This window comes from Henriciella sp. (assembly GCF_029936995.1).
Classification (GTDB): Bacteria; Pseudomonadota; Alphaproteobacteria; order Caulobacterales; family Hyphomonadaceae; genus Henriciella.
Map to the genome: position 1 here is coordinate 102,370 of NZ_JAPYRE010000002.1, position 25,617 is coordinate 127,986.

General features: G+C 62.5%; 24 protein-coding genes. 16 read left to right on the top strand and 8 right to left on the bottom strand.

The window, feature by feature from the left end:
- The first annotated feature begins 18 nt into the window (after window positions 1-18).
- From atpH to atpD, 4 genes are all read left to right on the top strand, one after another.
- A complete protein-coding gene (gene atpH / locus Q1K31_RS04665) occupies window positions 19-579 on the top strand; it encodes an ATP synthase F1 subunit delta (protein ID WP_300377241.1) in 561 nt (186 codons plus the stop codon).
- Between the two features lie 7 nt (window positions 580-586).
- Window positions 587-2,122: a F0F1 ATP synthase subunit alpha gene (atpA, locus tag Q1K31_RS04670; protein ID WP_300377243.1), complete on the top strand. Its 1,536-nt coding sequence runs from the start codon at window positions 587-589 to the stop codon at window positions 2,120-2,122.
- A 31-nt stretch (window positions 2,123-2,153) separates the two neighbouring features.
- A complete protein-coding gene (locus Q1K31_RS04675; protein ID WP_300377245.1) occupies window positions 2,154-3,035 on the top strand; it encodes a F0F1 ATP synthase subunit gamma in 882 nt (293 codons plus the stop codon).
- Window positions 3,036-3,424: 389 nt separating this feature from the next.
- Entirely contained in the window at window positions 3,425-4,852 is a 1,428-nt protein-coding gene (gene atpD, locus Q1K31_RS04680) for a F0F1 ATP synthase subunit beta (protein ID WP_367187533.1), read from the top strand.
- Between the two features lie 69 nt (window positions 4,853-4,921).
- Here the strand turns inward: atpD and Q1K31_RS04685 are convergent, their stop codons facing one another.
- A complete protein-coding gene (locus tag Q1K31_RS04685; protein WP_300377249.1) occupies window positions 4,922-5,713 on the bottom strand; it encodes an enoyl-CoA hydratase/isomerase family protein in 792 nt (263 codons plus the stop codon).
- A gap of 153 nt (window positions 5,714-5,866) precedes the next feature.
- Between Q1K31_RS04685 and Q1K31_RS04690 the strand changes: the two genes are divergently transcribed.
- Window positions 5,867-6,274: a F0F1 ATP synthase subunit epsilon gene (locus tag Q1K31_RS04690; protein ID WP_300377251.1), complete on the top strand. Its 408-nt coding sequence runs from the start codon at window positions 5,867-5,869 to the stop codon at window positions 6,272-6,274.
- Between the two features lie 123 nt (window positions 6,275-6,397).
- Window positions 6,398-6,979, top strand: a complete 582-nt coding sequence (locus tag Q1K31_RS04695; protein ID WP_300377253.1) for a hypothetical protein — start codon at window positions 6,398-6,400, stop codon at window positions 6,977-6,979.
- Window positions 6,980-7,012: 33 nt separating this feature from the next.
- Here Q1K31_RS04695 and Q1K31_RS04700 read toward each other — a convergent pair whose 3' ends face one another.
- The 3 genes from Q1K31_RS04700 to Q1K31_RS04710 are packed head-to-tail and all read right to left on the bottom strand — an operon-like array spanning window position 7,013 to window position 9,379.
- A complete protein-coding gene (locus Q1K31_RS04700; protein WP_300377255.1) occupies window positions 7,013-7,798 on the bottom strand; it encodes a thioesterase family protein in 786 nt (261 codons plus the stop codon).
- Window position 7,799: 1 nt separating this feature from the next.
- Window positions 7,800-8,120, bottom strand: coding sequence for a 2Fe-2S iron-sulfur cluster-binding protein (locus Q1K31_RS04705; protein WP_300377257.1), 321 nt, complete (start codon window positions 8,118-8,120; stop codon window positions 7,800-7,802).
- 17 nt (window positions 8,121-8,137) lie between these two features.
- Window positions 8,138-9,379, bottom strand: coding sequence for an FAD-dependent oxidoreductase (locus Q1K31_RS04710; protein ID WP_300377259.1), 1,242 nt, complete (start codon window positions 9,377-9,379; stop codon window positions 8,138-8,140).
- Window positions 9,380-9,553: 174 nt separating this feature from the next.
- On the opposite strand from Q1K31_RS04710, the gene Q1K31_RS04715 reads away from it, so the two are divergent.
- From Q1K31_RS04715 to Q1K31_RS04760, 10 genes are all read left to right on the top strand, one after another.
- On the top strand, window positions 9,554-10,663 hold the full coding sequence (locus Q1K31_RS04715; RefSeq protein WP_300377261.1) for a cystathionine gamma-lyase: 1,110 nt from the start codon (window positions 9,554-9,556) through the stop codon (window positions 10,661-10,663).
- A complete protein-coding gene (gene tsaE, locus Q1K31_RS04720) occupies window positions 10,660-11,112 on the top strand; it encodes a tRNA (adenosine(37)-N6)-threonylcarbamoyltransferase complex ATPase subunit type 1 TsaE (RefSeq protein ID WP_300377263.1) in 453 nt (150 codons plus the stop codon). The genes Q1K31_RS04715 and tsaE overlap by 4 nt, the downstream gene beginning before the upstream one ends.
- Window positions 11,048-12,199: a phosphotransferase gene (locus tag Q1K31_RS04725; RefSeq protein WP_300377265.1), complete on the top strand. Its 1,152-nt coding sequence runs from the start codon at window positions 11,048-11,050 to the stop codon at window positions 12,197-12,199. Before tsaE ends, Q1K31_RS04725 begins: the two co-directional genes overlap by 65 nt.
- Window positions 12,200-12,203: 4 nt before the next feature.
- Window positions 12,204-12,926, top strand: a complete 723-nt coding sequence (locus Q1K31_RS04730; protein ID WP_300377267.1) for a nucleotidyltransferase family protein — start codon at window positions 12,204-12,206, stop codon at window positions 12,924-12,926.
- On the top strand, window positions 12,923-15,991 hold the full coding sequence (gene addB / locus Q1K31_RS04735) for a double-strand break repair protein AddB (protein WP_300377269.1): 3,069 nt from the start codon (window positions 12,923-12,925) through the stop codon (window positions 15,989-15,991). Before Q1K31_RS04730 ends, addB begins: the two co-directional genes overlap by 4 nt.
- A complete protein-coding gene (gene addA / locus Q1K31_RS04740) occupies window positions 15,984-19,478 on the top strand; it encodes a double-strand break repair helicase AddA (RefSeq protein ID WP_300377271.1) in 3,495 nt (1,164 codons plus the stop codon). The genes addB and addA overlap by 8 nt, the downstream gene beginning before the upstream one ends.
- A 56-nt stretch (window positions 19,479-19,534) precedes the next feature.
- The gene (gene trxA, locus Q1K31_RS04745) at window positions 19,535-19,852 is read left to right on the top strand and encodes a thioredoxin (RefSeq protein WP_300377273.1); all 318 of its coding nucleotides are present in this window, start codon (window positions 19,535-19,537) and stop codon (window positions 19,850-19,852) included.
- Between the two features lie 205 nt (window positions 19,853-20,057).
- The gene (locus Q1K31_RS04750; RefSeq protein WP_300377275.1) at window positions 20,058-20,840 is read left to right on the top strand and encodes an SDR family NAD(P)-dependent oxidoreductase; all 783 of its coding nucleotides are present in this window, start codon (window positions 20,058-20,060) and stop codon (window positions 20,838-20,840) included.
- 215 nt (window positions 20,841-21,055) lie between these two features.
- Entirely contained in the window at window positions 21,056-21,325 is a 270-nt protein-coding gene (locus tag Q1K31_RS04755; RefSeq protein WP_300378257.1) for a GIY-YIG nuclease family protein, read from the top strand.
- Window positions 21,326-21,449: 124 nt separating this feature from the next.
- A complete protein-coding gene (locus tag Q1K31_RS04760) occupies window positions 21,450-22,052 on the top strand; it encodes a hypothetical protein (RefSeq protein ID WP_300377277.1) in 603 nt (200 codons plus the stop codon).
- A 123-nt stretch (window positions 22,053-22,175) separates the two neighbouring features.
- On the opposite strand, the gene Q1K31_RS04765 is transcribed toward Q1K31_RS04760, so the two are convergent.
- From Q1K31_RS04765 to cutA, 4 genes are read right to left on the bottom strand one after another with little or no spacing between them, the layout of a single operon-like run.
- Window positions 22,176-23,444, bottom strand: coding sequence for a folylpolyglutamate synthase/dihydrofolate synthase family protein (locus Q1K31_RS04765; protein ID WP_300377279.1), 1,269 nt, complete (start codon window positions 23,442-23,444; stop codon window positions 22,176-22,178).
- The gene (locus tag Q1K31_RS04770; RefSeq protein ID WP_300377281.1) at window positions 23,441-24,430 is read right to left on the bottom strand and encodes an acetyl-CoA carboxylase carboxyltransferase subunit beta; all 990 of its coding nucleotides are present in this window, start codon (window positions 24,428-24,430) and stop codon (window positions 23,441-23,443) included. The genes Q1K31_RS04765 and Q1K31_RS04770 overlap by 4 nt, the downstream gene beginning before the upstream one ends.
- A 35-nt stretch (window positions 24,431-24,465) precedes the next feature.
- A complete protein-coding gene (gene trpA / locus Q1K31_RS04775) occupies window positions 24,466-25,287 on the bottom strand; it encodes a tryptophan synthase subunit alpha (protein ID WP_300377283.1) in 822 nt (273 codons plus the stop codon).
- Complete coding sequence (cutA, locus tag Q1K31_RS04780; RefSeq protein WP_300377285.1) at window positions 25,287-25,616, bottom strand: divalent-cation tolerance protein CutA; 330 nt, start codon at window positions 25,614-25,616, stop codon at window positions 25,287-25,289. Before cutA ends, trpA begins: the two co-directional genes overlap by 1 nt.
- Between the last annotated feature and the right edge of the window lies 1 nt (window position 25,617).

Below are 25,617 nucleotides of genomic sequence, written 5' to 3' on the forward strand. Positions count from 1 at the left end.
ACCGACGGAAACAAGGTCTTGGCCGCATCTTCCGCCTCCCATGCCAATGAAACGGCGCGCCGCTATGCGAGCGCCCTTTTTGAGCTTGCCCAGGACAAGGGCGAACTGGAAACCGTTGCGACTGACCTGAAAAGCGTCATCGCCATGGCCGCTGACAGCAAGGATCTTTCCCTGCTGCTCGAGTCGCCCGCCTTCGCCCGTGAGGACAAGGCCAAGGCCCTCGTCGCTGTGGCCGCGAAAGCCGGTCTTTCGAAGATCGTCTCGAACTTCCTGGCCACAATGGCCACCAATAGCCGCGCAGACGAGATCCTGTCCGCGGCCAGCTATTTTGATGAACTCTACGCCCGGCATCGCGGTGTGAAACGCGCTATTGCGCGGACCGCCGAAAAGATGACGGCAGCCCAGCGCAAGAAGCTCGAAGCTGTGCTGGCAAAGGCTGTCGGCAGTGATGTCGAACTGGAGACAGAGGTCGATTCCGGCCTTATCGGCGGCATTCAGCTCCGCGTCGGCTCGACCCTGATCGACGCCAGCGTCGCCTCTAAACTTGACCGTATGAACATCGCCATGAAGGGAGCTTAGAAGCTCGATGGACATCAGCGCTGCAGAAATTTCAGGCATCCTGAAATCCCAGATCGAAAATTTTGGCGTCGAGGCTGAGGTCTCCGACGTCGGACAGGTCCTGTCCGTCGGTGACGGCATTGCCCGCGTCTACGGCCTCGACAATGTCCAGTCCGGCGAAACCGTCGAGTTTGACGGCGGCGTCAAGGGCATGGCCCTCAACCTCGAAGCCGACAATGTCGGTGTCGTGATCTTCGGCGATGACCGGGGCATCAAGGAAGGTGACACCGTAAAGCGCCTCAACGAGATTGTGGCTGCGCCGGTTGGCCGTGGCCTGCTCGGCCGTGTTGTGAACCCGCTCGGTGAAGCCATCGACGGCAAGGGCGAGATCAAGGATGTCGCCTCGCGTAACCGTGTTGACGTGAAGGCGCCGGGCATCCTGCCGCGCAAATCCGTCCATGAGCCGATGATGACCGGCCTCAAAGCGATCGACGCCATGATCCCGGTCGGCCGCGGCCAGCGTGAGCTGATCATTGGTGACCGTCAGACCGGCAAAACCGCGATCTGCATCGACACCATCCTGAACCAGAAAGAAACCAACGACGCCGCCAAGGACGACAGCGAGAAGCTTTTCTGCGTCTACGTCGCGATTGGCCAGAAGCGTTCCACCGTTGCACAGGTCGTCAAGACGCTGGAAGAGCGCGGCGCACTTGAGTACACCGTCGTCGTGACCGCCAGCGCCTCCGAGCCGGCCCCGCTCCAGTATCTCGCACCGTTCACCGGCTGCACGATCGGCGAGTGGTTCCGCGACAATGGCATGCACGCCCTCATCATCTATGATGACCTGTCCAAGCAGGCTGTTGCCTATCGTCAGATGTCCCTGCTTCTGCGCCGCCCGCCGGGCCGCGAAGCCTATCCGGGTGACGTGTTCTATCTTCACTCCCGCCTGCTCGAGCGCGCGGCGAAGCTGAACGAGGACTATGATTCCGGGTCCCTGACGGCTCTGCCGATCATTGAGACCCAAGCCAACGACGTTTCGGCCTATATCCCGACCAACGTCATCTCGATTACCGACGGTCAGATCTTCCTCGAGACCGACCTCTTCTATCAGGGCATCCGTCCGGCCGTGAACGTCGGTCTGTCCGTGTCGCGTGTGGGCTCCTCGGCCCAGACGAAAGCGATGAAAAAGGTTGCCGGTTCGATGAAGGGTGAACTCGCCCAGTACCGCGAGATGGCCGCCTTCGCGAAATTCGGGTCCGACCTCGATGCCGCAACCCAGCGCCTGCTGAACCGCGGTGAGCGCCTGACCGAACTCCTCAAGCAGCCGCAATTCTCGCCGCTGCAGATGGAAGAGCAGGTTGTCGTGATCTATGCCGGTACACGTGGTTATCTTGACCAGGTCGGCGTGCGCGACGTGACCCGCTTCGAGCAGGAACTGCTTTCGCACCTTCGTGGCGCGAAGAAGGACCTCCTCGCCAAGATTCGCAAGGAAAAAGCCCTGACCGACGAGATCGATGCCGAAATCAAGGCAACGCTCGACGAGTTCACCAAGGGTTTCGCCTAGTCGTTCGTTCACGCGGAGCAGGAGCTGAGCCATGCCCAGCCTCAAGGATCTGAAAAACCGGATCACCAGCGTGAAATCCACGCGGAAGATCACCAAGGCGATGCAGATGGTGGCTGCCGCCAAGCTGAAGCGCGCCCAGGAAGCCGCTGATGCAGGGCGGCCCTATGCCAAGCGCATGGCGAGTGTCGTGGCCAACCTGGCCAGCTCGATGGGCGAAGGCGCAGGGCCGAAACTCCTGTCGGGCACCGGCAAGGAAGACACCCATCTCGTCGTTGTGATGACAGCGGAGCGCGGCCTCTGTGGCGGCTTCAACTCCTACGTCGTCAAGGAAGCCCGCCAACTCATCCGCAAGCTCGTTACCGAAGGCAAGACGGTCAAGATCCTGACCGTCGGCAAAAAAGGCCGCGAGCAGCTCAAGCGCGACTATGCCGAGTTTTTCGTCGGTCATGTCGACCTCTCGGAAGTGCGCGGCAATGACTACACCGAAGCCGGTATCGGCCTCGGCCTGGACATTACCAAACGCTTCGACGATGGCGAATTCGACGTCGCCACGCTGGTCTACAGCCAGTTCAAGAACGTGCTGACCCAGTTGCCGGTCGCCCAGCAGCTCATCCCTGCCAAGGCCCCGGAAGACGCAGAGATTGTCGACCTCAAAGGCGCCATCTACGAGTATGAGCCTTCGCAGGAGGAAATCCTCGAGACGCTCCTGCCGCGCTACATCAACACCCAGATCATCTCCGCCATGCTGGAAAGCGGCGCTGGCGAGCAGGCGGCACGCATGTCGGCCATGGACAACGCCACGCGCAATGCCGGCGAGATGATCGACGACCTGTCGCTGCAATATAACCGCGCGCGTCAGGCACAGATCACCAAGGAGCTGATCGAGATCATCTCCGGGGCCGAGGCGCTCTAGAGGAGGACGTTATGGATTTCTGGGTCTACGAACACTTCTCCAAGAAACGCGCCCGTATTCACACGGGTGACTGCCGCTATTGCAATCACGGCCAGGGCGTTGGTGGCGACCAGACCAATGACGACGACAAGTGGCACGGTCCTTTCGACACGTTCGCCAAGGCCGAGAAGGCCGCGAACGCTCTGAACCACAAGGACACGCGCGCCTGTGGCGTCTGCAAACCGGCCGAAGCCACAAGCAGCAAGCGCTCAGGCGTCAAGATTTCCGATGTCGCGCCTGCCATCGCTGCGGCCTCCAAACCCGAACCTGCCCCTGAGCCGGCGGCGAAACCCAAGCCGGCTCCCAAGAAAAAGCCCAAAACATCATCCGCTCCCAAGGAGACGCCTTCCATGAGCAGCCTTGCTACCGGCACGACCGGCAAAATCTCTCAGGTCATCGGCGCTGTTGTTGACGTCGAATTTGACGGCCACCTGCCCGATATCATGAACGCGCTGGAAACCGACAATAACGGCACCCGGCTTGTGCTCGAGGTCGCCCAGCACCTCGGTGAGAACACCGTGCGCACGATTGCCATGGACTCCACCGAAGGCCTGGTTCGCGGTCACCCGGTCACCGACCTTGGCGAGCCAATCCGCGTTCCTGTCGGCCCTGAAACACTCGGCCGCATCATGAACGTCATCGGTGAGCCGATTGACGAGCGCGGCCCGATCGAAACCAAGACCCGTGCCCCGATCCACGCGCCCGCGCCGGAATTCGTCGACCAGTCCACGGAAGCCGAAATCCTGGTTACCGGCATCAAGGTCATCGACCTGCTCTGCCCATACGCCCGCGGCGGCAAGATCGGCCTGTTTGGCGGTGCCGGTGTCGGCAAGACCGTTCTTATTCAGGAACTGATCAACAACATCGCGAAGCTGTTCGGCGGCTACTCCGTTTTTGCCGGCGTTGGCGAGCGGACGCGTGAAGGTAACGACCTTTACTACGAAATGATCGACTCCAAGGTTATCGACCTTGAGGGCGATAGCCGCGTGACGCTGGTCTATGGCCAGATGAACGAGCCGCCCGGCGCGCGTGCCCGCGTTGCCCTGACCGGCCTCTCCCAGGCGGAGTACTTCCGTGACCAGGAGGGCAAGGACGTACTCTTCTTCGTCGACAACATTTTCCGTTTCACGCAAGCCGGTTCGGAAGTTTCCGCCCTCCTCGGCCGTATCCCGTCCGCTGTGGGCTACCAGCCGACACTGGCCACCGACATGGGTCAGCTCCAGGAGCGTATTACCTCCACCAACAAGGGCTCGATCACCTCGGTCCAGGCCATTTACGTCCCGGCCGATGACCTGACCGACCCGGCCCCGGCCACATCGTTTGCCCACCTTGACGCGACGACGGTTCTCAACCGCTCGATCTCGGAGAAAGGCATCTATCCGGCTGTTGACCCGCTCGACTCCACCTCGCGGATTCTTGACCCGCAGACGGTTGGCCAGGAGCACTATGAAGTTGCCCGCGGCGTTCAGGAAATCCTGCAGCGCTACAAGGAACTCCAGGACATCATCGCAATTCTCGGCATGGACGAACTGTCCGAAGAGGACAAGCTGGTCGTTGCCCGTGCCCGTAAGGTCGAGCGCTTCCTGTCGCAGCCGTTCGACGTGGCCGAAGTCTTCACCGGTTCGCCGGGTGAGCAGGTCAAGCTCGAAGACACCATCAAGGGCTTCAAAGACCTGATCGCGGGTGAGTATGACCACCTGCCGGAACAGGCGTTCTACATGGTCGGCAACATGGACCAGGCCATCAAGAAAGCCGAAAAGATGATGGAAGACGCGTAGACGCAACTCCATATTCTGAAACGAATTCAACAGCCGCATCGGAAACGATGCGGCTGTTTTCGTTTCGGCCTAGTCTCCGGTGAAATCCGGCTCGCGCCCTTCGATGAAGGCCGAGACACCCTCCCGGAAATCCTCCGATCCCTGCATGAGCAGGAAGGATTCAAGGTCCCTGTGCGCCGTCGCGCGTGACAGGGCCAGCGCCGCTGTATTCACGTCCTGCTTCACCATCTTGAGCGCTGTCGGCGGCAGACGGCCTGCGCCCGCTGCGATCTCATGTGCCTTCTCAAGCGCCTTGCCTGGCGCAACGACATGGTCGCACAGGCCCCAATCCAGCGCTGTTGCTGCATCCACTTTTTCGCACAGGGCCGCCAGGCGCTTTGTCCGTGCCGGGCCAATCAGTGCCACGAAGCGCGGGATGGAGCCCCAGCTCATATTCATGCCGCGCTCGACTTCCGGCACGTAGAAGACGGCCTCATCGCCAGCCACCCGCAAGTCACACGAAGCGGCAAGCGCCGCACCGCCGCCAATACACCAGCCCTCTATTGCACAGATGGTCACAGCGTCGATGCGCTCCCACGCCTCGCACATTTCGGGGCCGGCCCGTTGCAGGATACGGCGTTCACTGAGGCCGGCTGCCGCTGTCTTCTCCCGCTCTGGGTCTTTAAGGTCCGCTCCCATGCTGAACTGGTCGTTTCGGCCCGTCAGGATTACGGCAGAAATCTCCGGGTCTGCGTGAAATTGCCGGGCCGCTTCTGTAAGCTCGCGGAGCAGCTTCTGGCTCAGTGCATTCGCTCTTGCTCCGGTATCGAACCGTACAACCGCTGTTCGCCCCAGCCGTTCAATCGTCACCTGCGCCGCCATGCCTTCACCTCACTGTCTGCACCCTTTTTATCTACAGCCCCCGGACCCCGCCCGGCAAATGCATCATTGGGCCGGGCCGCGACAGCAAGTCCGGGTAGACAACGCCGCTCAAACAAGTATTGAGACGGCAGCAATTCAATTGGAGCCGCGTTTATGGCTGACAAGCTTCACTTCTCCCTCGTCTCGCCCGCCAAGGAGCTGTTCTCCGGTGAGGTCGATCACGTGATCGCGCCTGGTACCGAAGGCGAGTTCGGCGTTCTGGCACACCATGCGCCCTTCATGACGACACTCAAGAATGGCGTCGTGCGCGTTCTTGATGGCGATACAACGAAGATGCGCCTGTTCGTGCGTGGCGGCTTTGCCGATGTCACACCAGCCGGGCTGACCATTCTTGCAGAAGAAGCCGTCGACCTTGGCTCGGTTGATGCCGCCACAGTCGAGTCCGATCTTGAAGAAGCAAGGTCGAAGCTTCTCTCCGAAGGCAAGGACGGTCCACACGTGACAGCGCTTCAGGCCCAGGTTGACTATCTGACCGATCTCAAGGCCGCCGTCGTCCACTAGACCCCTGTTCTCGGGCGAACAGCACGGACATCGCAGGGCGTATACAAATATGCGCCACCTCCACTTGCTGGAGTCGCACCGCGACGTGAGCCCTGCTATACTCTCCGCAAAATGGAGAGACGCATGAAATTCCGGATCGCTACTATCTTCGCCATTTCCGTCCTGTCGGCTGGTTGTGCCAGTACGGCAGGGGATACAGCGCGAAGGTCAGAAGCCGGTGTCACAAGGGCCCAGGCCGTAAAGGCTTTCTCCGATGCCGTGCTCGGGCACTGTCTGCCGGCCATTCACCGGGAAGAGACGTTCAGCGAATTCGAAGTCGACGGCGTCACGCCCATCGGCCAGCTCTGGGAAAACCGCACGCCGCTATTCCAGAACGAGACCCTGCCCATCCACCAGATGGTCGAGGGCGTGGTTCAGCTCCAGCTTGACCCCTTTTCTTCCTGCCAAGTGGCCTCCAACGATCTTCCGGTGGAAGTCACTTTCAACCTGATCGGAGATGCCCTCCTGCAGACGGCCTATGGCTACACCGAACAGGAGTCCGGTTATCCCCAGGATGGCGACAGGCTCAGCCGTGTCTTCGTATCCGGAACGGGAGACGACATGGTTACAGTCGCTCTCGATGGCATGAAGGACGGGGCGACGAGTTCGACAACCCTGTACTCCAACCTCAAGGCCAGCGTGACAGCCGGGCCACTCAACAACTAGCCGGACACCACACGTCGCGCCTGGAGGACGTTCCTAGCCGAACACCGCCACGGTCTGCCGCCCGATCATAACCGCGTCGCCTGAGCGGTTCCACAGCCGCATGGACTGGCTGGAATAGCCATCACTCGTGGCCTGCGCCTCATGATGCGCCAGGAACCAGCCTTCCGTCGTCTGGATGTCGTCTGTCAGGAACTCCGCCATCCACGTCATCGAGCTGATCGGCGCAGGCTCAGACATCATGGACATGGCCGCAGGCGGGGGCGAATCCGCGATGGACAGCAGCGTGGTCGCATTCCACAACGCCCCTTCATCCTTGTGGCGCAGCCACAGCGTGATGTCACCTCTCTCAGCGCCGCTCATGGGCGGATATCCGTCTGCCAGTCGCACATTGAAGTGGTTGGCAAAGGTCGGACGCCGGCCGCTGCCAAAGAAGGACTGGCACTCGTCCGGCGCTTTCACCTCAGGGCACTCCCGTGAGCGCTGGTTGAGCTTCGAGTCACGCTTGGCGCCGAACGTGAACAGGCACCGCGCCATCACGCCGTCCCCGGTAACCATGTCTGCATTTATGAAAGCCGAGGACTTGCCGCGCCTCAATATGCTCGGCGAGATGACCACATCGCCACCGACAGGCCCGACGAAGGCGACCTGTGCCGCACGCAGGGGCATGTCCGGCACGAGCTCAAGCGCAGACTCAAGACAAAGCGCAGCCGTAAGGCCGCCATATGTCGTGCGGCCCTGCATCCAGTCTTCGGGGATTGTCGCTTCGACACGGCCGTTCGTGCCGCGCTTCAGGCCAGCGATCAGTTCACTGTAAAGCACCCTAGTGCTGGCTTTCCGGCGTCGTCACCTTGAGCCCGTCAAGCTCATCCGTGATCTGGATCTGGCACGAAAGACGGGAATTGGGCTGAACATTCTCGGCAAAATCGAGCATCGACTGCTCCATCTCTTCCGACTCGCCAACTTTCCCCATGAAGGCCTCGTCGACATAGACATGGCAGGTTGCGCAGGCGCATGCCCCGCCGCAATCGGCATCAATTCCGGGGATCGAATTCTTGATCGCGGTTTCCATGACGGTCTCGCCATTCTTCGCTTCGATCGGGCGCTCGGTGCCTTCGTGGTCTACGTAAATAATTTTCGGCATTGGCTTTGTTTCTCTCCTCAGGCGGCGTCAGCCGCTATCTCTTTCATGCTTATGGTTGTATCGCTCAGCCGGTCAGGCGCAACATGCGCACCTGACATGATGAGCTTTTTCGAGGCTATGAACTCAGGCGGGCTGTTAACCGCATCAACAGCGATCAGCCGGCCGGCTTTCAGGTAAAAGGCGGCAAACTTGTTTGCGGATTTGTCACCGCGCACGACGACTTCGTCATGGCCCTGTGACAGTCCGGCAATCTGCAGCTTCACATCATACTGGTCGGACCAGAACCACGGGCAGTCGATGTTCGGGCGCGGTTTGTTCATGATGGCAGCGGCTGCCAGCTTGCCCTGCTCGATCGCATTATGGACGCTCTCCAGACGGCCCGAGCGGGCATAGTGGTTAAGCGGGCGCACCGTGCAGTCGCCGGCGGCAAAGATACGCGGATCGGACGTGCGTGCATCGTCATCGACGATGATCCCGTCCTTGCAGGGCAGGCCCGCCTCTGCGGCCAGCTCGATGTTCGGCACGATGCCGATCCCGGCAAGCACCATGTCGGCGGCAATCTGCTCGCCATCGGCCAGCACGGCATGGCTGACCTTGCCGCCCTCCCCTTTCAGCGAGGACAGCCGTGCGCCGAGCCGTATGTCGACACCCTTGTCGGTATGCAGGCGCTCGTAGAATTCCGAGATCACGGGGCTCGTCACCCGCGCAAGGACACGCTCGGCCATTTCCAGCACGGTCACTTCAAGGCCGAGCTGGCGCGCCACGGCGGCGGCCTCGAGCCCGATATAGCCGGCCCCGACGATGACCAGCCTCTGGCCCTCGATCATTTTTGGCTGGATATGTTCGACATCCGACAGACCGCGCAGGTCGAAGACATTCTTCAGCTCCACCCCCTCGATGGGCAGCGCCCGCGGACGCGAGCCCGTGGCAATGATGAGCGCGTCATAGGCCAGGTGTCCGCCATGCTCGAAGCGTACTTCGCGGGCCGACCGGTCAATCGCCTCGACGCGCTGGGAGAGCAGCGTCTCGACATTGTTGTCCTCGTACCAGGCGGCGTGCTTGAAATAGAGCCGGTCCTCGCCAAGCTCGCCCTTCATGTAGGCTTTCGAGAGCGGCGGACGCTGGTATGGCAGTGCGGTCTCTTCACCGATCAGCGTGATTGCCCCTTCATAGCCAAACTGGCGCAGCGACTGTATCGCCTGCGCACCCGCCTGGCCGCCGCCAATCACGACTACTCTTTCTGCGCGTGACAGATCCAAAACCTTTAATCCTCCCGGTTTCAGTACTTTCATGACGCAGGCGTCACGATTTTTCAAGACATACCCCCGCGCGATAACAGCGCAGCACGTTCAAGGAAAGCCTGAAGGCTTGACCCGCGAGGCCAGCCCGGCACATTCCCGCATTGTAAAACGCCGGAAAGGACGTGCCTTACAGTGCCAGACCCCTCTGCCCGCATGATGGAGATGCTGCATGCCCGTGCCGCGAAACTCGGTCGAGGCGAAAGCCTGACGCCGCCGGTCGTCAACGCCGCCAAGTATGCCCTGCCCGGTGATCCGGATCATGCTTTTCCGTATGGCCGGTTCGACAATCCGACCTGGGCAAGCGTCGAAGCCGCCATCGGCGTGCTCGAGGACGCAGAGACCGTCTGCTTTCCGTCCGGCATGGCCGCCGTCACCGCCGCGATCATGGCCTGCCTCAAACCAAGGGCGCGCATCCTTCTGCCCTCTGATGGCTATTACACGGTTCGCGTCCTCCTCGATGAGTTCCTGCGCCAGCACGATATAGACGTCACTGAACTGCCAACCGGGCAGATGAGCGATCACGATGTCTCCGGCTATGACCTCGTATGGCTCGAAACCCCGTCAAATCCGGGACTCGATGTCTGCGATATTGCCGCAATTGCCGCGCGCACGCATGAAAGCGGCGGGCTGGTCTGTGTCGACAACACCACCGCCACGCCCCTGCTGCAGCCGGTTCTGGATCTTGGGGCCGACCTGGCTGTCTCATCCGACACAAAGGCCCTGTGTGGCCATTCCGACGTCCTCTTCGGTCATGTCGCCGGGCGCGATAGCGCCCTCATGGAGCGGGTCCGCCAGTGGCGCAAACTCTCCGGGGCGACCCCCGGCCCATCGGAAGCCTATCTTGCCTATCGCGGCCTGATGACACTGGATGTCCGGCTGGAGCGAATGTGCGCCAATGCAGAAGCCCTCGCCAACCTGTTCTACAGCCATCCGGCCACTGGTTCAGTGCGCTATCCCGGCCTTGCTGACGATCCGTCATACCCGACAGCCACCCGCCAGATGGCCCGGCCCGGCTTCATCATTGGCATCCAGTTCACCGATGCGGCGACTGCCGAACGCTTTATTGAAGACTGCCCGGCCGTCTTTCACGCCACCAGCTTCGGCGGCATCCAGACAAGTGGTGAACGCCGCGCCCGCTGGGGCGACGATGTGCCAGACAGCTATGTCCGCCTTTCGGTCGGCTGCGAGCCTGCCGACGCACTGCTTGGCGCCATCCGGCAAACCCTGGACAGCCTCACATGAGCTTTCTCGAAATCCACCTGCCTGACATCGAAGCGACATCCCGGCTCGCGCGGCGGCTTGCCCCGCACCTTAAAGCCGGGGACGTGATCGCGCTCAAGGGCGGGCTCGGCGCCGGCAAGACCACCTTCGCCCGTGCCCTCATCTCCATCCTTTCCGGGGCTGAAACAGATGTGCCCAGCCCGACCTATACCCTCGTCCAGACCTATGACACGCCGGGCCTCACCGTCTTTCACTTCGACCTCTACCGCCTCGAGACCCCGGATGAGGTCATGGAGCTCGGCTGGGAGGAAACCATGGACGGTCTCGCCCTGATCGAGTGGCCGGACAAGGCAGGCGAACACCTCCCCCAATGGCGGCTCGATCTTGCCCTTGAACAAACGCAGGATGGCCGCACGGCAAGGCTGGAAGCGCACGGCGAAGACTGGCAAGCTCGCCTTCATGGGATTTGAAACCACACGTGCGCACCAGATAGACGTCTTCCTGACACAGGAAGGCTGGAAGGATGCGCGCCTCGACTGGCTAAACCAGGACGCCTCAACGCGCCGCTATGGCCGCCTGACCCGTCCGGATGGCACGACAGCCCTGCTCATGGACGCCCCGCCTGTCGAGGACGACCCGTGTACGCCCACACTCACTGATGCCGAGCGCCTTGCCGGGGGCTGGAACAAGCAGTCACGTCTCGCCGCATCCCGGGTCGAAGCATTCGCGGCCATAGGCGGCTGGTTGAAACGCAACGGCTTCAGCGCCCCGGAGATCCATGCTGGCGACCCGTCTCTCGGCCTTGCCGTGATTGAGGATTTCGGCACGCTGAAGGAGTTTGCCCGCCTGATCGAACAGGGCGAAGACGAGATCACCCTCTACACAGCCGCCGCCGAAGCCCTGGCCGAGCTGCACGTCCTCGACCGCCCAGCCGTCCTTGAAGGACTGGGCTGCGAGTGGCCGCTTCTGGCCTTTGATGACCTCGCCCTGCGGGTCAACGCCGACCTCTTTGCCGACTGGCTGCCGGAACTCGACCCCCGCATGAAGATGACAGACATTGCCCGGGCACGTTGGGAAGAAGAGCGCGACGCCCTGATAGACCAGGCCCGCACCTTCCCACGCGAACTCACACTCCGCGACTATCATGCCGAAAATCTGATCTGGCTGCCCGAACGCAAGGGCCGCGCCCGGATCGGCCTTCTGGACTTCCAGGACGCCGTCATCGGCTGGGACGCATGGGACATGGCAATGCTGGTTCAGGATGCCCGCCGCGAGGTTTCCGCAGAGGCCCGCGATGCCGCCATCCGCACCTATCTCAACCGGACCGGCAAGACCGAAACCGACTTCCTTGAACGCCTCGCCGTGATCGGCGCGCTGAATGCGCTGCGCATCACCGGCATTTTCTCCCGCCTCGTCTCGCGCGATGGCAAGCAGCGCTATCTCGACTTCCTGCCCCGCCAGAAACGCCTGCTCGCACGCAACCTCCAGCATCCGGCTGCGGCTGGCATGTCTGCCTTTGTGCGTGACACTGCGCCCTTCATCTTCGAGGATGCCTGACGCAATGACGACTATGCCAGACACTGCGATGATCCTCGCCGCCGGGCTCGGCACACGCATGCGCCCGCTGACGGATGATACGGCCAAACCACTCCTCAAGGTCGCCGGCAAACCCCTGATCGACCGGCAGGTCGAACCGCTGATCGAAGCCGGGGTCAAACGCCTCGTGGTCAACACGCACTGGTGTGCCGGCCAGGTCGAAGCGCATGTGAAAGGCTATGGCGGCGTCGAGGTCGTCTTTTCCGACGAACGCGAGGAAGTGCTCGAGACCGGCGGCGCGCTGGCCAAGGCCGCCCCGCTTCTTGGCGAGGGTCCTGTCTTTGTCGTCAACACCGACGCCTTCTGGGCACCCTCAGGTGCCAGCCCCCTCAGACAGCTAGCAGATGCCTATGATCCCGCCCGCATGGACGAGCTGCTGCTGCTCGCAGACACGGGCCGCTGCCTCGGCTTTGGCGGTCCCGGGGACTTCTTTCGCGCTGAAGACGGCACGCTCACCCACCGCGGTGACGCAGCTTCAGCCCCTTGGGCCTATGCCGGCCTGCGCATCGCCAATCCGGCACTTTACGCCGACCACAGCCCCGAACCCTTCTCCGCTTTCCGCATCTGGTCAGGGCTCCTCTCAAGCGGACGCATGCACGGCCTGCCGCTTGACCGCTTCTGGCTGCATGTCGGGGACCCACAGGCCCTGAAGGACGCAGAAATGTGGATGTGGTGTTTCGGCGCATGAGCAGGGATCGCCTTTTCGACGCCGGTGCCCCGAAGGTCCGCACCATCCCGGCCGGCGCCGACACCCTGACAGCGCTCGCCACAACGCTCGCCCGCGAGAAAGACTTCGCCACGCACCCCGATGCGCTGGCCGATGATTTGATTTACGTCCCCAATCGTCGCTCGGCACGCGCGCTCGCCCTGGCGCTCCACAGGGCTGCTGGCGGCAAGGCCCTCCTGATGCCGGACATCCGCCCGCTTGGCGATCTTGAAAGCGATGAACCTCCGCCCGGCGCGGAAAGTGCCCTGGCTGACCTGCCACCTGCCATCTCCCCCGCAGAAAGGCTTGGCCGTCTCGCCGTGCTTGTCAGCGCCTATTACGAGAAGCTCGGCCAATCGATCCCGCCCGCATCCTCCATAGCAGCGGCACGCGAACTCTCGCGGCTTCTGGACCAGGCGGCACTTTCGGGAAATGTCGACTGGGACAGGCTCGACACGCTGGTGGCCGAACGCCAGCTCGCCGAACACTGGCAGAAATCTGTGAATTTCCTCGACATCATCACCCGCCAGTGGCCCGAAGACCTTGAACGCAATGTCCAGATGGACCCGTATGCCCGACGTCTCGCCGCTGCCGAAGCCACCGCGAAACGCTGGCAGGACACGCCTCCAAAGGGCGACATCATCATCGCAGGCTCCACCGGCGCAGACCCATCCGGCCGCATACTGATGAAAGCCGCGCTCACCCTGCCGCGCAGCCTGATCGTCCTGCCGGGGCTCGACCGCGAAGTGAGCCACGGCGCATGGGAGCGCATCTCCGAGACGCCCAACCATCCGCAGTTCACCATCGCGCGCACGCTCGCATCGCTCGGCCTCGCCCCGCATGAAGTGGCCGCATGGCCCGGCCTTGAGACGAGCCCGCAGCAGAATGCCCGGCGCACGCTTGTCCACGAAGCGCTTGCCCCGGCTGACGACACGTCTGGCTGGCTGGAGCGTCTCGACGTCCTTTCCGGCACGCGGGACAGGGCCGATTTCGCCCGCGACGGATTTTCCGGCCTGACCATGATCGAGGCCGATGACGAAAGCGACGAGGCCTGGTGTGCTGCGCTCCTGTTGCGCCTGACGCTGGAAACAGGGGACCAGACAGCCGCGCTCGTCACGCCCGACACAGGGCTGGCCCGGCGGGTTTCCGCGCTTCTCAGGCAATGGGATGTGCATGTCGCCCCGTCCGGTGGCACACCACTTCTCCAGACGCCAGCAGGCAGCCTTGCTGCGCTTGTCATGGAATGGGTGAGCGATCCGACCCACCCCGTCTCCATGCTGGCGGTGCTGAAGCACGCACAGGTCGAGGTGACACATGACATTGCCGCGTTCGAGCGCTTCTTTCTGCGCGGGCCGCGCCGCTGGGACGACTGGGCTTCCCTCAATATACACATCAAGCGTCTGGCAAGTGATGAGGAACACGCCTACCGCGCCGGCCTGCAACCGCATCATGCAGAAGCGGCACTTGCGCTCAGTGCAGACTTGCAGGCGCGTTTCCATGCGGCCGGTCTCGATGCAAGCGATGAACAGGTAAGCGGCATGGCCTTCCTGGAGGCCGTCAGTGATTTGATGGGAAGCCTCGGCGCTACACCACTGCCATGGGCCGGGCCGGATGGCGCCGCGCTTTCGACAGCGCTAAGGGACTTTGCCGAAGTCACCAAGAGCATGGCCCCGGCCACCCCGGAAATCTGGACAGAACTGTTCAAGGCTTTCTGCACAACCATCATGGTCCGCGAGGAAGCCATCGAACATCCGCGGCTCAATATCTGGGGGCCACTGGAAGCCCGCCTGCAATCGGCTGACCGGCTCATCCTGGCCGGGCTCAATGAAGGCGTCTGGCCCGCCCAGCCACCGGCAGACGCCTTCCTGCCACGCAGCTTCCGGCGTGAGATCGGCCTCAACGACCCGGATGAACGTATCGGCCTTTCCGCGCACGACTTTGCCCAGATGGCCGCCGCTCCCAATGTCACCCTGCTATCGTCCCGCCGGCGTGAGGATGCCCCGGCGATCAGTTCACGCTGGCTCTGGCGTTTGAACACGCTGGCACGCGGTGCGCTCGGCGAGGAAGAAGCCGCAAGAACTCTTTCCCCGCAGGCGGATCAGGATCCGCGCGAATGGCTGAAGGCTCTTCGTAAACCTGAGGAGCTCAGCGGGTTCCGCTCAGAGCCCCGCCCGAAGCCACCGCTCGAGCAGCGCCCGAAAGGACTTTCGGTTACACGGATCGAAGCCCTGCAACGCGACCCTTATGCGATCTATGCACAATATGTCCTTGGCCTGACAAAGCTCGACGCGCTCGACATGCCCGTAGATGCCCGCCCGCGCGGAACCGCCATTCATGCCGCGCTCGAGAAATTCGAGGAAGACGGCGTCGAGAAGTCGGCCGGACAGCTGGTCAGGATGCTGGAAGAGGAGTTGCGCGCAGCAGGCGAAGCCGAGGACATCATCCTTGGGGCTATGGCTTCCCGCAAACGCGTGGCCGAAGAATACCTGGCCTGGCGCCATGACAGGCTCCATGAAATTGCAGGTACTCCGTATACGGAACTCAAGGGCTCGCACACCTTTCCTGTAGCTGGCGCAGAGGATGGCTTCCGCCTCACTGCCACAGCCGACCGGATAGAAAAACGCCATGATGGCAGCCTTGCGATACTCGACTTCAAGTCCGGTGCCCCGCCCGGTGAAGGCGAAGTTCGGACCGGACTCAATCCGCAGATGCCGCTTCAGGCCGTTATCGCCCTTGAAGCAGGCTTCCCGGATCGCAAGGACGGGCGCCTGTCACCCTATTCTGTCAGTGAGCTGACATATGTTCGCTTCGGCACGCAATTCGCCGTGCGCCACATAGGTGAAAAGGTCGGCAACTCCTACCCCGAAAAGCCTGTCGAAGAGATCATCGACGAGACACGCGAAGGCTTCCTGAAGCTGGTCGCAAAGTTTGCCGACCCCGATCACCCCTATGTCAGTATGCCGCGTCCGAAATGGGCGAAGTACGGCTCTGATTATGCCCGGCTTGCCCGCCGCGATGAATGGGCTGCGGAGGACGGCGATGACTGAGACTGCCCCCGACGCCTTCGCAAGAGCACTTGCCGCACAGGCCCTCGCCGCTCGCCCGGACCGCTCTGCCTGGGTCGAGGCCCATGCCGGGTCTGGCAAGACCAAGGTCCTGATCGACCGTGTCGCCCGCCTGCTCCTGCGCCGGGAAGACGGCCGCAAGGGGGCCGACCCGGACACGATCCTGTGTGTGACCTACACCAAGGCCGCCGCCAACGAGATGCTGTCGCGTCTGTTCGGCCAGCTCGGGCGCTGGTCCGTTCTGGAAGATACCGAGCTGCGTGCCGAACTCGCCCGGCTCGAACACCGCGCGCCGGAAAGCTATTCTCAGGAAGACCTCAAGGCTGCCCGCGCCCTCTTCGCCCGCGCGCTTGAAACCCCCGGCGGCCTGCGCATCGAAACGATTCACGCTTTCTGCTCACGCATCCTGCGCCGCTTCCCGCTTGAAGCTGATGTCTCGCCCGGATTTGCGGAGATGGAAGACCAGGAAGCCGACCGCCTCTGGGATGAGAGCCTTGCGGACGGCATCGTCACGGCCAGCAAAGCGCGCCCTGATGCACTGGAAATCCTCTCCGAAGCCGGCGGCGGCTTTGGGGCCGCGGCACCGCTATCATCCCTTCGCGGCGCACGGGGAGGCCTGACAGGGCAGGACCCGGACAGCCTGAAGACACAGCTCAGGGCGCGGCTTGAAGCTCCTGATGAAACGGTCGAGGAGATCATGGAGCGCGCCGTCGGCCGTGGCCTGCCACGTGCCGCCCTTGCCAGCATCGCACAGGGACTTGGCGAACTGGACAAGCCCGGCAAGAGCGACGGAAACCTGCTTGAGACGCTGGTGTTTATTCTCTCCGATGCCCCGCTCATGGAGAGATGGGACGTATATCGGACGATCTTCCTGACCACGACTGGCGCATTCCGGGCAAGCAATCCGTATACGGCAGGTGCGGCCAAGACGACCCCCGGCCTGGCTGATCTCTTCCAGATGAAGGATGGCGAAGGCAGCGAAGCCGCCCGCTTCCGGGCGCTGCTGAAAGACCTGATCGCCCGGCAGGCCTATGAGCGCACCGTCGCCCTTATCGACACAGGCCTGCCCGTCCTGTCAGCCTTCCGGGCCGGGAAGACAGGACGCGCCGCGCTCGACTTCGATGACCTCATCCAGCACACGCGTGCCCTGCTCACATCCGGGGGCCTTGCCGAATGGGTGCTCTACAAGCTCGATGGCGGCCTCACCCATATCCTGCTCGACGAGGCGCAGGATACCAGCCCCGCCCAATGGGAGATCATCAATGCGCTGGTCTCCGAGTTCCGTGCCGGCGAGGGTGCCGAGCGCAGCACCGATCCGCGCACACAATTTACCGTCGGGGACAAGAAGCAGTCCATCTACTCCTTCCAGGGCGCAGACCCGGAGCAGTTCCTGACCGAGAAACGCCGCTTCGCCGAAGCCGAGGAAGCCCTGCACGGCCAGGCCAACCTGCCAGACATGACCATGTCCTTCCGCTCCAGCCCGGAAGTCCTCTCTTTCGTCGACAACGTATTCAACCAGGACCGCTTCGAGGGACATCCTTTCTCCGAAACGATACCCGATGAAGCCGATGATCTCACCCACGTTGCCCGGCGTGCCGACCAGCCGGGCCGCGTCGACCTCTGGCCAGTTGAGCCGCATACGGACGAAGAGGAAGGCGACCCGTGGGACGCCCCGCTCGATCACCTCTCCGAAAGCTCCCCCAGGAACCGGCTGGCGCAGAAAGTCGCCGCTGAAATCCGGCAGATGATCGACACCGGAGAGCCCGTCTGGCGCAACGGCGAACAGAAAGCCGCCGAACCGGACGATATCCTCATCCTCGTGCGCAAGCGTGGCGTGCTGTTCGAAGCCATCATCAAGGCCCTCAAGGCCGCGAAACTCCCCGTTGCGGGCGCAGACCGGCTCGTCCTGCTCGATCATATCGGCGTGCAGGACTGCCTCAACCTGATCCGCTTCGCCCTCATGCCCGGCGATGACCTGACGCTTGCGGAAATCCTGCGCGGGCCGTTCTGCGGACTGGTCGATGACGATAATGAGCTCTTCCCCCTCGCGCATGGGCGCAGCAAGGACGAACGCCTGTGGGACCGACTCAAGACCGCCACCGATCCCCGTTTCACCGCCGCCCGCGCCTTCTGCGAGGACTTGCTGGCGAACCGTCACCTGTCCGCCTTTGATCTCATCATGCGGGTGCTCGTCACCCGCCGCGATGGCCTGTCGGGCTGGGACCGGCTCATCCAGCGGCTGGGGGAGCCGGCCCGCGATCCGGTCAACGCCCTCATCAACCGTGCACTCGGCCATGCCATGGGCGAGGCGGCCAGCCTGCAGACCTTCCTCGCCGAAATCGAAGGCGACGACAGCCAGCTCAAGCGCGACCTTGCCGAAGCCCACGGCCAGATCCGCGTCATGACCGTCCACGGCGCCAAGGGCCTGCAGGCCCCCATCGTCATCCTGCCCGACACGACAGGCGGGGAAAAAGCCGACACCAGCAGCCTGTTCATGCTGGAGGACGGCACACCGGTCTACAGCCCCAGAAAGGCCGACGACCCGCCCCTCATCGCGGAACTGCGCGAGGCCCGCGCCGCCGCACAGGCGCGCGAGGCCCGCCGCCTGCTCTATGTCGCGCTCACCCGCGCGCAGGACCGGCTTGTCATTGGCGGGGCCTTTACCGGCCGCAAGACAAGTGCCGGCTACAGCGAAGGCTCCTGGTACGCCCTCTGCCGCACCGCCATGCTCGAGCTGACAGGCACAGACGAGATCGACACCTCCCTCACCTATGGCAACATCGTGCCCCCGGTCGGCAAGGCCGGCGACCGCCGCGCCCGGCCCGAAGCGCCCGGCTGGACGCGTACCCCTGTCACCCGCCATGACCGCGCGCCTCGCGTCACCGCGCCGAGCCGCCTGCTGCGCGACACCGCTCCTGTCACCAAGCCCTTCGGCAAGGCCCGGTCGGCCGCCCTCAAGCGCGGCCAGCTGATCCACGCCCTGCTGCAATACCTGCCGGAACTGCCCGAAGACACACGCGAAACGGCTGCCCGCAGCTGGCTCGACCGCCATACCGATCTTGAGGCCAGCGCCCGCGCGGAAATCCTGTCGGTCACGCTCGCCACACTGAACGACCCGGCCTTCGCCGCCGTCTTTGCCCCCGGTGGACGGGCCGAGGCCGCTGTCGTCGGCGAACTCACCAGCGGCGGCGAGCGCCTCATCATCAATGGCCGGGTCGACCGCCTCGTCATAAACGAGACCGACATCCTGCTCATCGACTTCAAGACAGACCGTCCCGCCCCCGCCCGCGCGGAAGACATCGACAGCTCGTATCTTCTCCAGATGGCGGCCTACCAGATGGTGCTGGAAACCGCATGGGAGGGCCGCACCGTGCGCCCCGCCCTGCTCTACACCGACGGGCCGAAACTGTTCGAACTTGCACCTTCTCTATTGGAGAACTCACGCAACCGTTTAGTTGATGGCGTTTGAACTCACCACAGATTCCCTATCTATTGGGGCACAGACACGAACCATAAGGAGGCAACATGGCCGCCGAACACATTACCGACGACGATTTCGACGCCGCGATTTCCGGTGACACCCCGGTCGTGGTGGACTTCTGGGCCGAATGGTGCGGCCCGTGTAAACAGATGTCGCCACATCTCGAAGCCGTCTCCGAAGAGATGGCCGGCGAAGTGAAGATCGCCAAGATCAATGTCGACGAAAACCCCGTTTCCGCGTCGAAATTCGGCGTTCGCGGGCTGCCCACCCTGATGATGTTCAAGGATGGCAAGGTTGCCGCAACCCATCTTGGCGCGATGTCGAAACAGCGCATCGCCGAATGGATCAAGGAAAGCGCCTGAACCCCTCGCGCCTTTCTTGACGAGACTGGCCCGCCCGGCAAATGCCGCGGCGGGCTTTTCTTTTGCCATCTCCTCCCCCGTCATCCCGGAAGCGCCGCAGGCGCTATCCGGGACCCAGCTCGCCCGGCCCTTCCCCACGCGTCACCCATGGACGCCGTCAGCCCGTGCCCCTAATCCTCACTCAAAGCATATCAGGAGGAATGACATGGAGCCCTATCAGGACCTTTCCCGCTCGATCGAAGGCAGGACCGCGCTTATCACAGGCGCAGCCAGCGGCATGGGCCGGGCCACCGCCCACCTTTTCGCGCGCCAGGGCGCCAATGTCGCCGTCACCGACCTGAAGCAGGACGCCGTCGACGCGGTCGTGAAAGAGATCCGGGACGCAGGCTTCACCAATGTCGCCGGCTGGGCGATGGACGTTTCCGATCCCGTCACCATCAAGCGCGTCGTTAACGAAGCGGCAGATCATTTCGGCGGGCTGGAAATCCTCGTCAACAATGCCGGCTTTGCCATCCCCGCCGATGTCGGCGAAGAATCCTATGAAGACAGCTGGGAACCGACGCTCAACGTCATGCTCTCCTCTCACCAACGCGCCATCCGCGCCGCGCTGCCCTATATGCGCGAGGCCGGCTGGGGCCGCATCGTCAATGTCGCCTCCACCGAAGGGCTCGGCGCAACGCCCGGCAACTCGCCCTATGCCGCTGCCAAGCATGGCGTCATCGGCCTGACGCGCGGCCTCGCGGTTGATCTCGGACGTGAGGGCATCACGGTCAACTGTATCTGCCCCGGCCCCATCCGCACCGGCATCACCGACCGTATCCCCGACGAGCACAAGGAAATCTTCTCCAAGCGCCGCGTGCCGCTGCGCCGCTATGGCATCCCGGAAGAAGTCGCCAACATCACGCTCTCCTGCGTGCTGCCGGCCGCCAGCTACCTCAACGGCGTCCACATCCCCGTCGACGGGGGGCTTACGATCAAGAATGCCTGATGTTCTCGCCTCGGGGACAGGGCCACTAACTCATATCTCCGCAGATACCTGCGAAAGCAGGTATCCATGGTGCATCTTCATCGGTTCAGGTTGAAAGGTTTGCGGTTACACCAAACAAGTAACCACCATCAGCCCTTGCTTTACCGCTAATTCCATGGACCCCTGTCTTCACAGGGGTCTGCGGCAAATAGGGGTACCTCATTTTCTACGTCTATATCCTTGCCAGCCAGAAAAACGGCACCCTCTACACTGGCCACACCGATGACATCTCGCAGCGTATCTGGCTCCACAAGCAGGGCCTCGGTGCTGTATTCACACAGAAATACGGTGTCACACGCCTCGTTTGGCTCGAAGCCCACGAAACCCGCAACAGCGCCAAGACCCGTGAATACCAGATCAAGAAATGGAAGCGCGCCTGGAAGATTAGACTGATCGAAGAGACGAATCCCGGCTGGGCAGACCTCTACCTCACCCTCAACCACTAACCCTGCCACCGCACCCAATCTCTCCGCCGATACCTGCGAAGGCAGGTATCCAGCGCCCCCCATTTTAGAAATTGCCACCAACAATCCATCCGACCGGATAGCCTTGACCCCTATCCTTCTCCCCATGTCCAATCTCACCGGATTTCTGACGGAAGGGTTCAACGCTGTACGCGATGCGCTGGATACAGCTGCCGCGCGCGCCAATCTGCATTTGCGGCCCGAGACGATTTCGCGCGCTGTGGCCCGGCGTGTGCGCGCCACGCTGAAACGGATCGAGGCCATCCTGCGCCAGCTGCTCGTCCTGCTCGCCGCGGAGATCGGGCCGCTCCCGGCCGCCGCCACCGCCCCACAGGCACCCGCCCGAACGCCGCGTACACCCGCCCCCGGCACACGCCGTACAAGCTTCGTTCTGATGCCGGTCTATCGCTATGATGGCGCTGCCCTTCAGGTGCTTCAGGCGCGAGCCAGCAAAATGTACCGTGCTCACACCGTCACCACACCGCTGCTGGACCGTCTTCACACCCTGCGCACACTGCTGGACAACCCCTGGCCTGCCGCCCGGCGGATGGCACGTCTCATATCCCGGCTGAAGCGCGAGGGCGCCCCGGAACCGATCATCGGTGCGCAGGACAGGCTGCACCGCTACGGCACCGCCTTCGGCATGTTCGCCCACGCCCTGCCAGAGCGCGTGAAGACCGCCTTCAGGGCCTGGCCGGATACGAGTTGAGGGCCGAAAAATCTTGACCGTCTGTACCGCAAGCCACCCGGTTTGCGAACGCAGGCACAGCCCTCACTCCGCTCATCCCGGCGCAGGCCGGGATCTCATAAAATCAGTGAAATAGTATATAAATCAGCGCGGTAGCTCGTCATTCAGGGCGAGCACCTTGCCTGCCAGATAAAGAGAACCACAGATCAGGATACGCTCGGCCCCGGCCGCGACAGCCGCGCGCATCGCCGCCTCGAAACTCTCATGTGCCGCCGCACCCGCCCCGCTTTTCCGCGCCGCTGCAGCGAGGTCTTCCGGGGTGAAACTGTTCTCATTGTCCGCGATCGGGCAGGTAAAGACCTTGAGGCCGGGCCGGGACAGGGCAGCAAAAAACCCGGTCGCGTCCTTGTTGTTGAGCATTGCTGAGACCAGCATGGTCGTGTCGGTTCCGGCTTCAGCATCGAGCTGGTCAAGTACCCTGGAAAGGGCGCGACCTGCATGGGGATTGTGTCCGCCATCGAGCCAGACCGGCAGGCCGTTTGCGAGCTCTGTCACAGGCCCCGGCGAGAGTTGCTGCATCCGCGCAGGCCAATGGGCTGTGGCACAGCCCGAAAGGATTGCCTTGTCTGTAATACCCTGTATCTGCGATGTTTTTAGGGCCTTCGCGGCGAGCACGGCATTCGCCATCTGGTGATCGCCAGAGAGGCCGAGCGGCGGGAAGATCGCGGCTTTATCGGCCTCGGAGAGGAAGGAAATCTCCGCCCCGGTCCTGTCCGCCTCAGCCCGGATCGCGGCTTCCGCATCGGGGCTCTGGACGGCCGAAACAGCCGGGCATTCGGGCTTCAGGATCCCCGCCTTGTCACGGGCGATTTTCGAGATCGTGTTCCCGAGGAAAGCCTGATGATCGAGGTCGATCGGGGTAAAAACCGAACAGGCGGATTTCTCGATCACATTGGAGGCATCATAGCGCCCGCCAAGCCCGACTTCGAGCACCAGCAGGTCCGCCGGGGTCTCATGAAAGGCCAGGAACGCCGCGGCCTGGGCGGCCTCGAAATGGGTGATCTCGCGGCTCCCAAGAAGTGCGCCCTCGACGCGCTCCAGACAATCGACAAGATAGTCGTCGGAAATCAGCTCCCCGGCGAGCCGGATCCGCTCATTGAACCGGACCAGATGCGGCGAGGTTGATGTATGGACCTTCAGGCCCGCCGCCTCCGCCATCGCGCGGATAAAGGCGACAACCGAACCTTTGCCGTTTGTCCCGGCGACATGGATTGTCGGCGGCAGGTCAAGATGAGGAGAGCCCAGCTCTTCCAGCACAACCAGAATGCGGTCAAGCGAAAGCGCCCGGTCAGCCGGGTTATATTTCTCGAACCTTTTCAGCGCCGTATCGACGGCGAGTTGGGTGTCGATCAAGCCTTTTTGGCCTTCTTGTCTTCAGCTTTTTCTCCGGAAGGCGCATCGGCAGACGGCGCCTTTACCGGGCCGATTTCAGTACCGTCGGAATTCCGCGCTGGCAGAAGATGTTTGAGGATCCGGCCAAGCGTCTCTTTCATCTCGCGGCGATCGCAGACGATATCGACCTGGCCTTTCTGGCGTAGGAATTCGGACCGCTGGAAGCCTTCAGGCAGTTTCTCGCGGATCGTCTGCTCGATCACACGCGGCCCGGAAAAGGCGATCATCGCCCCCGGCTCGGCCAGGTGAACATCGCCCAGCATCGCATAGGAGGCTGAAACACCGCCAGATGTCGGGTCGCAGAGCACCGCGATATAGGGAAGCCCCGCCTCGCGGACCTCGTCAATCGCCAGCGTGGTCCGCGGCATCTGCATCAGCGACAGCGTGCCTTCCTGCATACGCGCACCGCCAGAAGCTGTGCATACGACGAAAGCCGCCTTGCGTGCGACAGCCATCTGGGCCGCGGCAATGAAGGCCTCGCCAGCCGCCATGCCAAGCGAACCGCCCATGAAGGCGAAATCCTGAACGAGGATAACAGCCGGCTGGCCATCTACACGCCCGAAAGCCGCGGCCATACAGTCTTCCTGGCTTATCGGCGGGCTTGCGTCCGGGCTTTCTTCCTTCTCACGCGCGGCAATCTTGGCTTTGGCCGCCTTGATGCGGGATGGATACGGCTTGTCGTCCTTGAACTTCAGCGGGTCCTGCTGGACCTCTGGCAGCTCCAATGGCTCCCAGCGCTCATCATCAAAGAGAAGGCGAAAGCGGCGGCGCGGCGAAATTCTCATATGCGCGCCAGCCGGGGTCACATACCAGCTCTCTTCAAGATCGGAGCGATAGACGAGCTCGCCACTCTTCGGGCATTTCACCCAAAGATTATCAGGCGTCTCTTTCTTGGACGATAGAAAGGTCTTCAGACCCGGCGTGCGAAAATTTGTTAGCCAATTCATTTAAGCTGGACTCCCTGTCTGGTCCAATCTGCTTCTCAAGCTACGCCTTTAAGCGCGTCCGACAACTCTTCGGCCAGTTTCCCCATCCGCCCGGCTATACTCCCGGTATCATCAGCCTCAAGCGCCAATCGCACATGATCTACGAAAGCAGACCCGACGACAACCCCATCGGATATACGCGCCATGGCGGCGGCCTGTTCCCCCGTTCTTACGCCGAATCCGACGCAAACCGGCAGGCCTGAGACCTTGCGGGCCCGTTCGACGCCTTCACGAATATCTTCCGGATCGGCCGATCCGGCGCCCGTCACGCCCGCCACAGCGACATAGTAGAGAAAGCCGGATGCCCCTTCGGCAACCTTGGCAATGCGCTTGTCGGTGGTCGTCGGCGTGGCCAGCCGGATAACGGAAATGCCATACTTCTCATAGGCCTGGCGCAGCTCATGGTCTTCCTCTGGCGGGAGGTCGACCAGGATTGTCCCGTCAATCCCGGCCTGAGAGGCTGCATCCGCGAAAGCGTCATAGCCCATCAGATGCACCGGATTGGCATAGCCCATGAGGATAAGCGGGGTTTCCTTGTCGTCTTCGCGAAACCTTTCCGCCAGCGCGAGGACATCCTTCAGCTTCGTGCCAGCCTTGAGACTGCGCTGCCCGGCCCGCTGGATCGCCGGGCCATCAGCCATCGGATCGGTGAATGGCGCGCCCAGCTCGATAATGTCAGCCCCGTTGTCGCGCAGCGCACAAAGCGCCTGATAGCTTGTCTCAAGATCGGGATCGCCCGCCATGATATATGTCACGAGCGCAGCGCGGTTCTCGGCACGAACCTTGTCGAACCGGTCTGTAATTCTCTGTGTCGGCATTATTCTGCGGGTGCTTTCGTATTCTCGCCCAGCCAGTCGGCATAATCAGAAAGGACGTGGCTACAGGGCCAGGCCACCATGGCTGGGACGTCATAAGGGTGAATCTCCGTCACCAGCTTTTCCAGCGCATCCCAGCAGGCCGGGACAGATTTCAGCCACAGCACATGTTCGAAAGCCTGCTCGACAACCCCTTTCCAGAGATAGGTCGAACTTACCGGCGCCTCCAGATTCGCGCAGGCGGCCAGCCGCTGTTCAACCGACGCATCGGCGATCTTCTGAGCCACATCCTTGGACGGGCAGGTAATGCGGATAATGAGGGCTTCAGTCATA